10 protein-coding genes are annotated in these 17,102 nt (G+C 41.5%); 3 read left to right on the top strand and 7 right to left on the bottom strand.

Going from position 1 to position 17,102, the window contains the following annotated elements:
- Positions 1-45: 45 nt before the first annotated feature.
- On the bottom strand, positions 46-741 hold the full coding sequence (locus tag ACGTNI_RS08420) for a CpsD/CapB family tyrosine-protein kinase (protein WP_085506184.1): 696 nt from the start codon (positions 739-741) through the stop codon (positions 46-48).
- Positions 713-1,489, bottom strand: coding sequence for a YveK family protein (locus ACGTNI_RS08415; protein WP_394461529.1), 777 nt, complete (start codon positions 1,487-1,489; stop codon positions 713-715). Before ACGTNI_RS08415 ends, ACGTNI_RS08420 begins: the two co-directional genes overlap by 29 nt.
- Positions 1,490-1,894: 405 nt before the next feature.
- Between ACGTNI_RS08415 and ACGTNI_RS08410 the strand changes: the two genes are divergently transcribed.
- Positions 1,895-3,454 carry a phosphodiester glycosidase family protein gene (locus tag ACGTNI_RS08410; protein ID WP_394461527.1) on the top strand — a complete coding sequence of 520 codons (1,560 nt, stop codon included), beginning with the start codon at positions 1,895-1,897 and terminating at the stop codon, positions 3,452-3,454.
- Between the two features lie 106 nt (positions 3,455-3,560).
- On the opposite strand, the gene ACGTNI_RS08405 is transcribed toward ACGTNI_RS08410, so the two are convergent.
- Positions 3,561-4,565, bottom strand: a complete 1,005-nt coding sequence (locus ACGTNI_RS08405; RefSeq protein ID WP_394461525.1) for a M14 family metallopeptidase — start codon at positions 4,563-4,565, stop codon at positions 3,561-3,563.
- A 383-nt stretch (positions 4,566-4,948) separates the two neighbouring features.
- Between ACGTNI_RS08405 and ACGTNI_RS08400 the strand changes: the two genes are divergently transcribed.
- Positions 4,949-5,974 carry an LCP family glycopolymer transferase gene (locus ACGTNI_RS08400; protein WP_394461523.1) on the top strand — a complete coding sequence of 342 codons (1,026 nt, stop codon included), beginning with the start codon at positions 4,949-4,951 and terminating at the stop codon, positions 5,972-5,974.
- A 247-nt stretch (positions 5,975-6,221) separates the two neighbouring features.
- Positions 6,222-7,283 carry an LCP family protein gene (locus ACGTNI_RS08395; protein ID WP_394461521.1) on the top strand — a complete coding sequence of 354 codons (1,062 nt, stop codon included), beginning with the start codon at positions 6,222-6,224 and terminating at the stop codon, positions 7,281-7,283.
- Positions 7,284-7,330: 47 nt separating this feature from the next.
- Here ACGTNI_RS08395 and ACGTNI_RS08390 read toward each other — a convergent pair whose 3' ends face one another.
- The 4 genes from ACGTNI_RS08390 to ACGTNI_RS08375 all read right to left on the bottom strand — a co-directional run bounded on the left by ACGTNI_RS08390 (position 7,331) and on the right by ACGTNI_RS08375 (position 17,096).
- Positions 7,331-8,614, bottom strand: coding sequence for a peptidoglycan-binding protein (locus ACGTNI_RS08390; RefSeq protein WP_394461519.1), 1,284 nt, complete (start codon positions 8,612-8,614; stop codon positions 7,331-7,333).
- A 213-nt stretch (positions 8,615-8,827) separates the two neighbouring features.
- Complete coding sequence (locus tag ACGTNI_RS08385) at positions 8,828-10,021, bottom strand: YheC/YheD family protein (protein WP_394461517.1); 1,194 nt, start codon at positions 10,019-10,021, stop codon at positions 8,828-8,830.
- 159 nt (positions 10,022-10,180) lie between these two features.
- Positions 10,181-13,789, bottom strand: a complete 3,609-nt coding sequence (locus ACGTNI_RS08380; RefSeq protein ID WP_394461514.1) for a peptidoglycan-binding protein — start codon at positions 13,787-13,789, stop codon at positions 10,181-10,183.
- 340 nt (positions 13,790-14,129) lie between these two features.
- Complete coding sequence (locus ACGTNI_RS08375) at positions 14,130-17,096, bottom strand: peptidoglycan-binding protein (RefSeq protein ID WP_394461512.1); 2,967 nt, start codon at positions 17,094-17,096, stop codon at positions 14,130-14,132.
- Positions 17,097-17,102 lie beyond the last annotated feature (6 nt).

Here is a 17,102-nt window from a genome sequence, read left to right as displayed (position 1 = left end):
AAGAAAGACCCCGCTCTTTCGGTTAAAAGAGCAGGGTCTTTCTTTTTATGAACCGTAATAATAATAATAGTTGGAATGCTTTGCTTCTACGTCATTTAAGACGGCGCCTAATAAGTTGGCGTCTACTTGTTTTAGCAAATCGACTGCCTTATTCCCAGCCTCAACTTCTGTTTGCTTACTCCGTGTGACCAATAGAACCCCGTCGCAGATACGCGATAGTATCTGACCATCTGTAACAGCTAAGACTGGGGGCGTATCGAATATGACCATGTCATAAAAGTTTTTCGCGGTAGCAAGGAATTTCTCCATCGCTTTAGATCCTAATAATTCGGACGGATTCGGTGGGATAGGACCAGAAGGGATGAGATGCAAATTATCCAGATCACTTTTCCGGACAACCTGCTCGATGCTTTGGTCTCCTATCAATACACTGCTTAGTCCAAGACTGTTATCTAAGCGGAACGTATAATGAAGGGTAGGTTTTCGCAAATCAGCATCAATCAACAATACCTTTTTCTCCTGCTGGGCGAACGTGACAGCAAGGTTAGCAGTCGTCAATGACTTCCCTTCTGAAGGTCCAGCTGAAGTAACCATCATACTACTTAAATCTTTATCAACAGAAGCAAATTGCAAGTTTGTTCGGATCGTACGATATTGTTCAGAAATCGGAGAACGTGGATTCATCTTTGTAATTAATGTACGTGCTTTGTTGTTAGATAGATTCTTTTTGCTGCGACGCATAGTTGATTCGTCCTCCTTTCGCACGAAGCGAGGTAGCACCTGGACGCTCAGCAGCTCGCTTGATTTCTTCATCTCCGATGTGGGTGACGATACCCATTACTGGAATGCCCAGTTTTTCTTCCAAATCCTTCTCCGTTTTGATTGAGTTATCCATATACTCAAGCAGGAATGCGATACCTACACCTACCATCATTCCCAGCACTAGGGCAATTGCTATATTAAGCATTGGCTTTGGACTTACTTGAGTGGCTTCAGCATTCAATTCCGCTCCTGAAAGGACGTTTACGTTGTCTACATTCATCAGGCTTGGAATTTCATCCTGAAATACTTCAACAGTCGTGTTTGCCAGCATGGCGGCGCGTTCATAATTCTGATCGGTGACGGTTACGGTTACGACCTGTGAATTCTGTTCGCTGGAAACACTCAATTTATTTCTAAGTTCTCCTGCTGTCATGTTAAGGTTCATTTCTTCAATAACTTCATCGAGAATTCTCGGACTCTTAATTACAACATTATATGTATTTATAAGTTCGACATTTGTCCGAATATCATTAACACTGAACTCTTCGCTCCGCTGACTCTCATTCTGATTGACGATAAACTGCGAGGTTGCTTCATAAGTCGGTGTCAGGAAAAAGAAGCTTATAAGAGCAGCAAGTACAACTGCACCTGCTGTAGTAGCAACAATAAGTAAAAAGCGCTTTTTCAGGACTTCAGCAATCTCTTTCAAGGAAATTGTTTCTTCCATCTAACGTGTCCCCCATCTTTCTTGGTGATTTTTTGAAAACAAACTAGCACTATTATATCACAGACTATCGACAAATTTTGTTATTTTTTTCAAAACTTCCAATCTAATTCCTATGACTTATTTGTAACTAGCTTGATTATGTTACTTTCCTTAATTGATATCGTCTGGTTTCTATTAATCTTAAACCCACATAACCAAAAAATAACTTTTAGGAAATATTACTCACCACACCCCAGGTCCTCCAATATCTGGAGGACCTGGGGTGTGCTTCTCTTCCTTAAGGCTTTTTGTCTGATTTTGTTGGTACATTCTTACCTATTTACGATTTTCCATAGGAATCTGTTCTTTAGATATTTAACTAGTTAATGTAGAATTACCAACATTATAAAAAGGGAGCTGTGTAAAGTGAACAGAAAACGTTTGTCTTTATTGACCCTCATCATAGGACTGGTTCTTATGATGATTGGCGGAGATTTCGCCGGGAACTCTACGTCAGCACAGTCATCACTAAACGGAAAGCTGAAGTTAGGTCATGCAGGTCTTGAGGAAACAAGAGAAACGAAAGAAATTGCTCCTGGAGTTACTTACACACATATGGAGCGCGGGCATGAAGCAAAACAGGCCGTATATACTGTCCATGTCGACCTTGTTGAAACCAGGGAAGAGAGCAAAGGACTTGTCGACCAGTTGAAGGCAGATGGTTATAAGCCCAATGTCACCGAAATTAAAGACCACAAGTATAACGATATCGATGAAAACCGGATCGCTTACCTTGTACGTGTCGGAGAATTTGAAACGAGTGAGGAGGCCCATCAATTAGAGACATCGTTAGAAGGGGACGGTTATACAAGCGCAAGCACGCAATTTACTGCTTTTGATGGAACAAAGACAAACGGCCCCTGGGCAGTGAACATTTTGGAAGTCGATCCGGATGTCTTTGACGGTACGATTACCTCTGAACTCTCTCAAGGAGAAGTCGAGGGGAAAGAAAGAGTAACCGAGATTTCCGAACGAACTGGAGCACTGGCCGCTATCAACGGCGGGTACTTTGTCGTCGGTTCCCGTGACGGGACACCGGGAGACCTGGCCGGCGTTTCTGTTGTTGATGGCGAGCTCGTCAGTGAGTCTGTCAGCGACCGCACCAGTCTGATTTTTTCCGAGTCGGGTGCAGATATCGCGGAAGTGGAAACGGAACTGATGGTTAAGTCATCCGACGGAGCATCCACTTATTTAGACGGCATCAACCGGGAACCTGGATTGATCCGCAGTTGCGGCGGTACCGGCGGTGATGAACCAACAGAAGAATCGCGCCATGATGTCACCTGCACCGATGACAGCGAGTTGATTTTGTTCAAGCCTGTATTTGGCAATGAAACACCAGCTGGTGATGGCCTGGAAGTTGTCTTAGACCCGGACGGCGAGGTTTGGGAGATCAGAAAACAAGGCGGACACATCCCGATAGATGGTGCCGTACTTGCTGCAACTGGCTCACACGCCGAGTGGCTTAGAGAACATGCCCAGCCAAGATCCAAGCTGGATGTTGAGGAAAGTTTATTGGTAGATGGAGAAGAATCAACGGATGATGCGATAAATAGTTTTGTAAATGGCGGCCCACGCCTGATTGAAAACGGTGAATTGACGATACCTGCCGCTGATGAGGGATTTTATTGGAGTACAGACTTCCTGTATAACTTTGCTATCAAGCGACACCCTCGGACGCTTGCCGGTATCAAGGAAAACGGCAACCTTTTGTTTGTTACTGTAGACGGTCGTGCTGACAATAGCATCGGCGTAAACTTTTTGGAAAGTGCCGAGCTGATGAAGAGCCTGGGAGCCGTTGAAGCCATGAATCTCGACGGCGGCGGATCGACGGCGATGGCAATTGGGGATGAGCTCGTCAACCAGCCTTCTGATGCTTCCGGAGAAAGACCAGTAGGAGACGCGATTGTAATTCTACCAGAATAATATTGTACTGAAACACCCCAGGTCCTCCAATTTCTGGATGACCTGGGGTATTTCTTGTTTCACCCCGGAGCCCTCCAAAATCTGGAGGGCTCCGGGGTGCATTGTTTTATCTGGCGTTTTCTGCCATTCGTAGTGGTACAATTTTGTTTTTGTTCCATATTTGTTCGAATGCGCTCGTTGGCAGGTGCCGCTCGCCTGGATAAGCACCGATTTCAATCGTCAGCCCGGTTCGCTTGAACTCATCGACGAACCAGTCGGTATAGCCACCACCTGAAGGGTTTGGCTCTGGGCTAACTGGCTGGTAGCCTGTTATCAATCCAATGTTGTCTACAACCTTATTATCCCGGTCGTATTGTTTCCCGTCCTGGTTGAAATACCAGTAAATGATCTCTCCGGCAGAATGATAAGCGATTGTTGAGCGAGGTCCGGTTTCGTAAGTGAAACTGGCAAGGTGTTGGGATTCAACTGCCTGCATTGGATAGTAACCTTTGAAATCTTTATAGTATGGTTTTCCACTGCTATGTTTAATGTTCTCCCAGTCCGCAGGATATTGACGATTCAAGTCCTCCCCTTTGGCATTCGCTTTCCAGCGGGTAAAGTCAGAGCTTCCATCATTCATAGCTTTTAGATCATTATGCACTGAGGAAGGGAACGCTCCTAACCCTTGCTGCTGCAGCGTCACCCCATCCGGGTTCACCATTGGAACAAACCAGATCGCTACATCGTCAAGCAGCGTCCGCACCTGGAATCCATTAATGGTAGTGTTATTCGTATAAGCCTTCGCGTACTCCTCTACCATTTTCATATTTAAAGTTGATGTCAGCCACTCCCTGGCATGATGGGAACCGTTGACGAGTATATTCTGCTCCCCGCTTCCTACTTTCACGGCCCAAATTTCTCTCCCATATGGAGAAGTTCCAATCGATTGATAGGTGATCGCGTTTGGATAACGATCCGCTAGTGCTTGGATGTCTTTTGTCAATACGTCATAGGAATACGCAGTGTCAGGGTTAACCTGCGAAGCGGATGCTGTATCCTCTTTCAACCCCATTCCTCCAGAAAAAACGACTAAAAATGCAAATAGACCGACAAACAGATTCTTGTAAAACAAACGATGATTCCTCCCTGTTTCAAGATTCGACAAACTTCCTTGTTCGTTATCTATTAAACTATCGTACTCTGACAGCCATTTCACCACTATTACAAAATGTTACGAAAAATAAATAAAACGAGCCATTCCGCCCCTACCATAGAATTAGCACGTTTTGACCTGAATAGATACATATTATGGGTGTTAAAGGGTCTGCCTCTTTCAACAATTTATGATACACTTTCTTCCATGTGTCGGCTTTTGTTCTTTTTAGATGAGTAGCCCTAGGTAAAAAGGGGTAAGGATTATTAAGAAAGCACCATTTCTTTGAGCGCTCCCCTATAACCACACTTCAAGCGTACAGTCACTAAAACCCACAACTTTCAACCATGAGGAGATTTATCATGCGTAGAACTCGCCGAAAATCAAAAGGTTCCGTAAAGAAAATATTTTTAACGATTGGGATCGTGTTGCTATTTCTCGCCGGTATTGGTGGAGGTTATGCTTTCTACCTATATAAATCTACTTCCGATATGGTAAGCGGGTCCTACGAAGAAACGGGACGCGATAAGGATCAATCGGATATGAGGGAAAAACCGGTCGATCCGGTGGAAGATAATGTTTCGATTCTATTCATCGGGGTTGATGATAGTGAACACCGTGATGAAGAAGACACGAGATCCGATGCCCTCCTGCTCGCTACATTCAATCAGGAAGAGAACAATGTTAAGTTGCTTAGCATTCCAAGGGATTCGTATGTCTATGTTCCGGAAGTAGGTTACAACACAAAGATAAACCATGCCCATGCCTATGGCGGCGCCCGGGCAGCAATTGAAACCGTCGAAGAATTCTTGCAGGTGCCCGTCGATTATTATGTCCGGATGGATTTCAATGCCTTTGTCGATGTCGTCGATGCTGTCGGTGGTATTAAGTATGATATTCCCTATGAATTCAAAGAATCTAATTCTGACGACGAAAAAGAATCCATTCACTTAACAGAAGGATATCAGCACCTGAACGGTGAAGAAGCACTAGCCCTTGCCAGGACACGGAAACATGACAGCGATGTGGCACGAGGAAAACGCCAGCAGGAACTATTGATGACCATCGCTAAGAAAGCGACGTCCGCTGAATCCGTTTTAAAAATAGATGATGTCTTTGGAGCGGTTGGCGATAATATGAGCACCAATCTTACCTTCCCTGAAATGAGAGGATTCCTTTCTTATGGCTTGGATCAAAACGTGGAAATGGAAACAATCAATTTGGATGGTTCAGGCGGGTACAGCCAAAGTGGTGCCTGGTATTATTACGTTAGAGATGAAAGCAGACAGGAAGTCGCAAGCACCTTAAGGTCACACCTGGAAATAGAGGATAGTCAGGAAATCACCGATTATGCTTCCAAAGAAGAAAACCAACCAGATTCCTATTAAAAAATTCCGGCTTCTCAGTCCGGAATTTTTTTGTGGCATAAGAAGACTATTTCTCTCTTATTTGCATAAAAATATCATGGACTAAATTCCCCAGTTAGTTCACAAATCTCACTATCTAGTTTTTTTCCACTTTATGCCTGAATGTGATTTACTATTATGTCGAATCATAGTAAAATATGGAGTGATGTTTTTTGATAGATTTACCGGCAAACCAAACCGGATGTTATAAATAAAAGGGGTAATCTTAATGACTAAAAAGACTGCTGCACCTTCCCGGATCATGCGCAGAAAAAAACGGAAACTTAGGAAGCGAGCATTTTTTGTCCTCATTCCATTCCTGGCACTTTTCGCTGTCGCTGGATATGCCGGGTACTTGTATTTCAAAGCAGAAACGGTATTTTCTGATTCCTACGTCGAAGAAGAACGGGAAAAATCCCCGTTGCGTGATGCGGAGGTCAATCCCGAGATTGACAATGTGTCCATCTTGATCATGGGTGTCGACTCCAATGACCATCGGGACAACGCCGGCAGTGCCCGTACTGATTCCCTGATGCTTGCCACTTTCAATAAGGATGAGAAAAGTGTCAACCTGCTAAGCATTCCACGTGACTCACTTGTCTACATTCCAGAAATAGGACGCGAAGATAAAATCAACCATGCTCATGCCTATGGCGGCCCGACTGCAACGATTGAAACAGTCGAGAATCTGCTCGATATTCCCGTTGATTACTATGCAAAAGTAAACTTCCACGCTTTCGTCGATGTCGTCGATGCATTGAATGGAATCACAGTTGACGTCCCATACGAATTCAAAGAATCCAATTCCATGGATAAACGGGATGCCATTCATTTATATGAAGGTAACCAAAAAGTGAACGGAGAAGAAGCACTTGCTTTAGCTCGTACCCGAAAGCTCGATAACGATATCGAACGAGGCAAGCGCCAGCAAGAAATCATGAGCGCTGTCATCAAAAAAGCTGCTTCTGTTAATTCCCTTCTTAACTACGATGATGTATTGACAGCTGTCGGTGACAACATGACAACCAATATGACGTTCAGTGATATGAAAACATTCATCTCTTACGGTTCAAAAGGAACGAACCTGGATATCAACACCCACACCCTTCAAGGGTACGATCATCAGCCAGGCAGCACCTATTACTGGGCGCTTGATCAGCAGGCATTGACAGAGACCAAGTCCCTATTGCAGCAACACCTGGAAATCAGTAATCCAGTAGCCGAGAATAGTTCCAATGATGAATACGCAGAACCAGGTAACGAAAACACAGTGGAATCTGCCAGCTATTAAACAAAAAACGTCCAACCTGCTATTTTGCAGGTTGGACGTTTTTTTGTTTATCCACGAATATATTTTTCTACGGGACGATCTTTGAATACAGGTATTTCAAGGTGTAAGGTATAGGAATCCATTGCCTGGTAAGTCTCATAAAGGTCGTCAAGAAGACCGGTAATCCGCTCAGCATCACTGTTTACTTTTTTCTCCATCGCTTGGAAACTATCGGGATTGAAGTAAGCTTTATACAGTGTATTATTTAAGGGACCAAATTCGTCCATCATTTTTTTTGCGATACGGTTAATCGTAATTTTCGGGTCGACTTTTCCTTGAATAAGGCTTTCATGTTTATCACCAATTATACGGGACAACAGAAAAAGTTCATTAATACCCCACTCATTCGCTATATCACTAATTACCTGTCCCTGTCCTTCCAGATTACCTTTACCGACCAGCAGATTATTAAGCTCATTAGCAGACGTTACATTAGGACGAAATAAATCAGTAAAGAGAAATTTCATCTTTTCATCATTAACAAAGTTATTCGGATTAAGCATAATCGGATGATCGCCAATTTCTGCACCATCTATGTGCTGTTCCTCAAGAATCTCGTTAAAAGAGAACTCATACCTGCTGTACGTCACCTTTTCTTTGATTCTTTGCGCAGTATTCAGCTTCTCCATAGTTAGTTCATCGGCAATTCCGCTTACAAGCAACCCATAATCTTGTTGGAATTTCTTCACCATTCGTTCCGTCCGTTTACCGAATTTAGGTGTTAATTTAATCCGTCCATAACCTAAAGAAGTCAACTTACTCTTTAATGAAATGATATCTTGGTGCTCTTCCCCAGCCTGGAAGGAAGTTGAAAGAATTTTATTCATTTTAGAGAAAGTTGCCAAATCCAAAGACCCAGTTACTTTTAGTTGATAGTGTACTTGAAAATCCATCAAACACCTTTTTAGTTGTTCGTTACTTGAAATCTCTCCAAACCCAAGTCTCTCTAGCGCAGATTTGAATCGACGAACTCTTTTAAACTTACTATCAGGGCGAAATGCTATGGAAAATGCTTCACTTATTTTTCTCTTGGTGCGATAATCAACCATTCCAGTACTTGCTAATCCATAATCTTCCTGGAATTTCATCACTTGTTCCTTAAAATAAGGGCCAAATTTAGTAGTTATTTTACTTTGTCCATAACCGAGCCAGTTCAATTTCATTTTCACATCTACCAGGTCCATATGACTCATACCTTCTTTTAAAAGATAGGAAGAGTCTGGGTCTATCACTGCTTCATTAGCTTGATAGGTTGCAGGATTTTGATATAAATATCTGCCTTCCGTCGCCATATTAAACACCTCTTCCACTGAATTCTTCTATATAATTCGACAATTTTCGACATTTTATCACCGTTCAGTGTAAAAGAATTCAATGGGACAGTCAATATGATATGAAGAGTCACCAGAAAATACCAGCTTTAGGAGGTTCCTGAGGATCAAGCAAAACACAATTAACGGAAAACACCCAATTCCCTCCACGGAGATTTGGCTGCCTACTTTAACTTACTTTTTCTTCAACAGTTGACTGACTTTGCGTAGAGGGGCGGTCACTCGCCAGGATGTGCTTTCTTTAATGGCTTGATATTCTTTTTTTAATTTTTGATTTTCCTGCTTCAACTCTGCTATTTCCCGTTCATATTCAGTCTTGGTTTTTACGTATGAATTTGTTGTATTTTTAGCACCCAAAGGCAGCTTATGTTTCCTGACATATTGATAATATTTTGTACTCAATAAAGCTGACTGTGCCAACAGCGCACCTGTTGCAGGAGCACCATTTGTCTCAAATAAATATAAATCTCCGTTTTTATCAATGGCTACGTCTAAACCGAGTGCCATGGTAGGCGCATTTTTTAATTCTTCCATTTTGTAAGGCAGAGTTTTCGCTAGAACATTCAGTTTCTCCTCGATTTCTTTCCAATGCTCACCAAAGTTAGCTTGCAAAAATGGTTTTGTCTCACTGATTCCTCCACCTTGATTGACGTTAGACATTACCTTTTGACCGATTCCTATCCTAATATACTTTTTAGCAATCGACCACTTACCTTTACCATCCTTTTGAACATGGATCCTGCAATCGAAAGGATCTCCATTTATCGTTCGGGAACTGATATACTTCTGAATAATATATTTCTTCTGTCCAACTATAGAATAATAACGAGTTTCTAACTCTGCCCGATTAAACTTTTCCTCTTTCTTCTGATAACCGAGTATATAGTCTTCTCCTTCTCTCTTTAAAATGTAAACTCCTTTTCCCTTTTCTCCGTGAATGGGCTTCATTACAATCGTTGTATATTTCTTTAGGAAATTTTCCACGTCTTCGAATGTTTTCGCTTTGGCAGTCGGGATGACCAGATGTGCGAATTCCTTATCTTTAACCAGTTCTCTTTGCAGTCTTTCTTTATTCAAAGCATTTTTCCGGTCGTATGTCAGGAACGTATGCTCTCTCAGATAGTTCAATATAGTCCTGTTTTTTCTTTTAAAACAGTAGGCTGAAATATCAATGATAGGAGGGAGTTCTTTCTCCACATTGACCCACCTGTTCTTGATGTACATTTTTCCTTTGACCGTTTGATTATCCATGTCGACATCTTCCGGCTTGATATAAATAAGTTCCATGTCATAATAACGGCACATGATAGCAATTATCCTGGCCATAATTGCAGGGTTCTTGGCATTTCGCATAAAACCAACAAGCATATAAAATTACCTCTTTTTTTATTATTTTTTTACGAAGTGATGTAATTATACCACCAGTTTGTTATCGTTCAACTTATGTAAATGAATTGTCGTGAATTTTTAATTACAGTAGAAAATATATACAAAAAATCCAGCCCCTGGCAAAGGGGCTGGATTTTTTTACTTGTATTCAACTATATTGAATTTTAGCAATGGGTTATTGAGAAGACTGTACATGTCCTTGATTTTTGCCACTTGTTTGGTTGCCCAAGCTATATCTGTAGCATATTGCGGGTATCCAGGATTAGCTGGATTCCAACGCATTTTATAAAGAGTGTCCTGTTTAAAGTCATTATGAACATAACGGCTGCCAATGAATTTGGCTCCTCCGATGATTGCGTCTCCAGGAGTAAACCACTCTTCCTCATAAGCCCTGACAGCTCCTGCACGGTGTGCATCACCATCAATAGCTCCGACACCAAACATGTTGTACACGGTTTCGATGCCGGAAAGGCTATCCCGATTGCTTGTTGTCACCAATACTGCATTATCATTCTCATCAATCCCTACTTCAATTCCAGTAGCTAGAGCTGAAGTTCCGTGACCTGTTTCGAGCAAGGCATGGGAAATAAGGTAAATTTCATTAATTCTGTGTCTGTCTCCAGCTTCAATGAACGCTAGTCCTTGTCCTGATAGAATGCCTTTGCCATCAAGAACGTTATTTAACTGTGACGCGTCCACTGAGACACTTGTTGAAAGCTCGAGATGCTGGAACATATCGTTATTATTTGGATTCAAATAAAACTCGACTTCACTACTGGTAGGATTTCTCCAAGTACCGTATGTGATTTCGTACCAGTTCTCATCTGTATTGACAATATTGACTGTTTCGCCATCCTTTAATACACCATAAATGTGGCTGGAAGAACTCTTAGCAGCTCTTACATTCAAGGCTGCCGTTGTCTTAGCGATTGTAAGATCCTCGTCTACTAAGGAGGTATGCGCGTATAACGTTTCACCCTTATATGTCAGCTCATACCATGTAGTATCGCCATCGACCGCATCACCCTCGACTTCACGTTTAATTTCTACGATAGTTCCCTGAGTAAGCATATAGGCGATCGTAGAGGAATCAAGCTCAGGTGCTGTTCTTACATTTACTCTACTTCCAGAAATGGCGTCAAATTCTGTGACATCTACATAATCAGCATGGATATAAGCGGGATCATTCCGATACTTATCGGTCTGCTGCAACTGGTTCATCTGAACTTCCAGAGCTTCTTCCATCGTTACATCAAACGTTGTGTGCGTAATAATTTCGCGATCCTCTAAGGCTGTAGCAATTGCTTCTAGTGTCGTCTCTTCTGCTATACCGCTTACAGGCAAGCTATTATCACGCTGGAAAGCACGGACTTGATCTTCTGTTGAAGGGCCGAAGTAGTTTGTAGGATTATTCGACACCTTATACCCTAACTTGGCTAAATCTTCCTTCAGTTCAACTGCATCTTCGTGATAACTACCGACCTGTAAAGGACTTGCGAGGATATCCTCAATTTTACTTTGGGTCGGTTCATCTGCGATACCATTGACTACTAATCCATAATATTTCTGAAAGTCTTTTACTTTCTCTTCGGTTAATTCACCATAGTGTTCTGTGACCTGAATGTTACCAAATCCAAGTCGGTTCAGATTTTCTTTCAGGATGATCGTTTCGCTGCTGCTTTCCCCTACACGGAAAGGACTTGATAGAATCTGATCAATTTGTTTCAGTGTAGCATCTCCGGCTACTCCTGAGCTGTCTTCTTCCACTCCATAATAAGCCTGAAAATCTTTCACCACTTTTTCAGTGGAGGGGCCGAAGTAATTGGTTGGATTATTAGACACATGGAAACCCAGCTTTTCCAAGTTGATTTTCAAATCAATAACATCTTCCCGATAGAGTCCGTTATACATAGGACCGTTAGCGAGTTCTTCCAATTTACTCCACGTAACCGGATCTGCAATTCCATTTACAACGAGGTCATGTGCAGCTTGAAAATCTTTCACCGCCTGCTCTGTCGATGAGCCATAGTAAGTGGTCGGGTTATTGGAAACCTGAATGCCAACTTTAGCAAGATCTTCTTTCAATGTGATTGTTCTTTCATGACGCTTGCCTGATTGAAATGGACTTGCTAAAAGTTCCTCTATCTTACCAAGTGTAGCCTCACCTGCTACTCCTGCTGTATCGCCACTTACTCCGTAATAATTTTGAAAGTCTATTACAACCTTTTCAGTTGAAGGGCCGAAATAGGTAGTTGGATTACTAGATACATGGAATCCGAGACGGTCCAACTTGACTTTCAAATCAATAACATCATCCCGGTAAACTCCATTATATAAGTCACCATACGCTAAAGATTCCAACTTGTTCCATGTAACGGGGTCAGCAATACCATTCACCACCAGACCATTTTCATTCTGGAATTCTCTGACTGACTGGGTCGTTGAATCACCATAGTAGGTCGTTGGATTGCTAGAAACAACATAACCGAGTTTAGCCAGATCTTCCTTCAATTTGATTGTCTGTTCATGATAATAACCTGATTGGAATGGGCTTGCTAAAAGTTCATCAATATAAGAAAGTGTAGCTTCACCAGCTACTCCTGCCTCATCTCCACTTACTCCATAATATTCCTGGAATTCCTTTACTTTTTGTGCAGTAGAAGGACCAAAGTAAGTGGTTGGGTTGTTAGAAACGTGAAACCCTAATTTATCCAAGTTAACCTTCAAATCGATGACTTCATCACTATATACTCCATTATGTAAAGTCGGATCTGTATGTTGGATCACTAGCTCTTCCAGCTTGTTCCTTGTTATGGGATCAGCAATGCCATTAACTACAAGATTATTATCCGCCTGAAATTCTCTCACTGTAGCTTCAGTGGATGTCCCGTAATAAGTAGTCGGATTATTGGATACTGAGTATCCCACCGTCTCCAGATCTTCTTTCAATGTAATATTGCGTTCATCATAACCACCGACCTGGAATGGACTAGCAAGTATCTCTTCAATCAATGTCAACGTGTTAGGGCCGGCAATGCCATCTACAGTCAGTCCATAATAGCGTTGAAAATCCTTGACTACACCTTCCGTTACATCCCCATAATATATTGTCGGCTCTGGCGGAAACTTACCAAACCCTAATTTGGTCAGGTTTTTTTTAAGTTCCACTACGTGTTCTCCGTTGTCACCATACTGATAAACTGCATTGATAGACATCAAACCCATTTTTTGCGTCTCGGGCTGGAGGTCGTCCTTGTACTCACCGGACTCTATCAATTTCTTTGTAGCTTCATCGACTGTATCTTCTTCAGTGTCTGATTGCTCTTCTACTTTCTCAGGTTCTTCCACTTCTTCAGATTCAGAAGGTTCTTTTGTTGCTTCTTCCTCTTCTCCAGATTCAGAAGGTTCTTCTGTTGCTTCTTCCCCTTCTCCAGATTCAGAAGGTTCTTCTGTCGCTTCCTCCTCTTTTAAAACTTCATTCTCCGTAGTTTCATCACTTTCAGCGGACTGCTCTGTTTTTTCTTCTTTTGAAGCATCCTCTGTATCTATCTGTTCTTCAGTGACTTCTTCAGTATCCGAAGGCTCCTCTTCCGCCTCATCAGCAGATTCAGTTTCCTCTACCTCTGATTCTACTTCTTCTCTTTCTGCATCCTCAGAGTTTTCACCTACGGTTGCTGTTGCTACGAGTGGACTAAAGTGGAACAGAGAAAATAATAGTACTAATAATAGTAGATTTCTGATCTTCACTTTAGTTTCACCTCCTTAAATTTATTTAAATACTTTATTAGTATCGGTCAAAATGTGTCATTTTTCAAGATAATATTGCATATTATTACAAAATTTACCGCAATTTTTTACTTTCATTTACAATTAATAATGAATTTCTATCAGATTTAAAGTAAGGCTTTTTTCTTTCGACTCTATTGCCGAGCGCACTGCCAATCTCTGTATTTGCTCTACTAACCTATAGCCATCACCAAGGGTCTTGCTGAAAATAATAGTAATATAAAAAGTTATCATTCGTGAAAACTGAAGAAAGCAACCTGTTCCAATTTTGGAATACAAGCTGCTTTCTCTCTTTGTTAAATCATCTTTTTTTCAAATTATAAGATTGTGCGATAGCTTCTGCAGTGATTTGACCGAGCCATTGACGGTTATAAGACTTCTGTAAAAAATCATTCTCAAATTTATTATCAATGAACATATATTCGAGAAGAATAGCTGACATCTTAGTGTTCCGCAGAACGCTGAAATCCGCTGACTTTTTCCCTCTTTCATTTACATTCAATCGATTTATCAAGTAACTATGAATTTCAGATTGTCTTTTAACTGTTTCATTGGAAACATTTCCATTATGGATGAAAGTTTCAAAGCCTCCGGTTTTACCGTTAAAAGCGTTCGTATGGAAGCTCACAAAATAGTCTGCATTCCAATTATTGGCCAATCGAGCCCTTTCTTCCAGCTGAATAAATTTGTCAGTCGTCCGTGAAAGATTGACATCCACGCCTTGATAGTTATTCTGCAAATGGTTTGCTGTTGCAAGGGCTATCTCAAGAACCACATCTTTTTCTTTCAGACCATATGAGCTTGCTCCTGCATCATGCCCACCATGGCCTGGATCAAGGAATATCTTGATCACATTATTTTTTACAACCTGTGCCAGTTTGTTCAGTGTGTACGTATCAGCAATGCCACTGGCAGGAAGATCATAGGCTCTTTGAAAGCTCTTTACCTCTGCTACTGTTTTGTCGCCGAAATAGCTGGTAGGATTAGATGAAACACTATAGCCTATCGCAGCAAGATCTTTTTTCAGTTGGATAGCATCATTGTGATATTGACCTTTCCTTAACGGGCTTGACTTTAATTGATTGACTTTTTCTAAAGTTGGTCCATCTGCAATCCCATTAACCTGAAGCTTGTAATGTCTTTGAAAATCCTCTACGCGTTTTTTCGTGTAAGAACCATAAAAATCGGTAACTTTAATTCCATTGAATCCAAGGCTATTCAAATCTTCTTTAAGTCTGATGTTATCTTTATTACGTTTCCCTACCTGAAAATAGGTCGATAAGATGTCATTGATTTTATTCCAGGTGTTTTTACCTGCTACACCGGCTGCATCTCCTGTTACTCGATAGTAGGATTGAAATTCTTTTACTGTACTTTCAGTAGAACCCCCATAGTATGTAGTAGGATTATTCGATATATGGAAACCTAATTTCTCAAGCTTCACTTTCAAGTCGATGACATCATCATGATAGTTACCTTTAGATAGTGTTGTAGAATCATTATTACCGGAATCCCTTACAAGCTGAGAAATTTTATCCCTTGTGACCGGACCAGCTATACCATTAATGACTAATCCATATTTCCTTTGGAAGCTGCTCACAGAATCTGCTGTCTTACCCCCATAATAGGTGGTAGGGTTGTTTGATGTGTGAAAGCCTACTTTGGAAAGGTTTTCTTTCAGGGTGATATTCTGGCTGCTGTAGCCTCCCACCTGGAATGGACTGGACAAAATCGCGTCAATTTTACCGAAAGTCATCCTCCCGGCAATACCATCTGCAACTAACCCATAATAGGACTGGAACTCTTTCACTACTTTCTCTGTAGTAGATCCATAATAGGTCGTAGGATTATTGGATACATGGAAACCTAATTGCTCCAAATCAGCTTTCAATTGGATTACACCCTCGTGGTAGTCACCTTTAGAATAAGTCTCTGTGGTTGCAGCCTGAATGGAAAAACTGCTTAGGCTCTTATTTTTAGAAGCAGATAATAAGGAATTGATTTTATCCCAGGTTAGCGGATCAGCAATTCCGTTGACTACCAGGCCGTGATCATCCTGAAATTTCTTTATCGTTTGTGCTGTCGAGCTCCCGAAATAAGTAGTAGGATTATTGGAGATTCGATAACCCAGTTCATCTAATTTTTCTTTCAGGGTAATTGTTTCTTCATCATAGCCTCCAAGTTGGAAAGAAGTTGACGTAATTTCTTCCATTTTTGCCAAGGTCGCTGTTCCGGCGGTTCCTGGTTCATCCTCTGTTACACCATAATAAGATTGGAAGTTTTTCACTGTCTCAGCTGTTTTGGTGCCAAAGTAGGCCGTCAGATTATTGGATACTTGGAATCCAAGCTTCTCAAGAGCAAGTTTAAGGTCCACAACTTCCTCAGAGGTGGTGCCTTTCTTCATGACATTGGAATCTTCCTGTTCAGATGCTGCTTCTTCCTGTTTATCCTTAAATTCATCTTCTTTTACAGGTTCGTCTTGTAGTACGTCTTTCTCATTATTTCCTTCATCTGACTGGCTTTCCTCTTCTGTGGTGTTATCATTCTCCTCACGAGGAGGAAGGGATTCTTTTTGTTCTGGTTCCTCTTCTCCAGGTTCTTGTTCTTCTGTCTCATTCTTCACTGTGAGTTCTTCTAACTTTTGCTTTGTAACAGAGTCGACGATACCATTTACGATCAACTCATGTTCTTCTTGTAAGTCAAGTACCGCTTGCTCTGCTTTTTCATCAAAAATCGCGGACAGTTCATCTGAATCAAGGTAACCTGACTCAACGAGAGCTTCTTTTACGTCAACAACTTCATTGCCTTCACCCTCCAATTGCAATGGTGAAGTTAGTAACTCATCCATCAGTTCCAACGTGGATTCCCCGGCGATTCCATTTGACTCCAGGTCATAGTAGGTTTGGAAATCTATTACGATTTTTTTCGTATAATCGCCATAGTATTCGTTTGGTGCTTCTGGGTAATCACCAAACCCTAGATCAGTTAAGCCTTGCTTTAACTCATTAATGTGATTCCCATAGTCTCCGTTTTCATATTTCGATGGTGTTTCGAGTAACTCTTCAGGTAATTGGTCATCCTGTAACGCTTCATCATCACCGTCAGGTTCATCTATTGCTCCGTCTTCTGTTGAATCGATGATCTCATCCGTTTGCTCTTTTTTGTTCTTCTCATGCCCTTCATTATCTTCTGCACCTGCAGTAATCGCACTAAAGTTGAAGAGAGACAAAAAGAAGATTAATAGAATCAACCCATTTCTTCTGTTCAATTTAGA

Source organism: Thalassobacillus sp. B23F22_16 (assembly GCF_043496955.1).
Classification (GTDB): Bacteria; Bacillota; Bacilli; order Bacillales; family Halobacillaceae; genus Thalassobacillus; species Thalassobacillus devorans_A.
The sequence above is the reverse complement of the archived record's forward strand: the minus strand, read 5'-3'. Positions and strand labels throughout refer to the sequence as shown.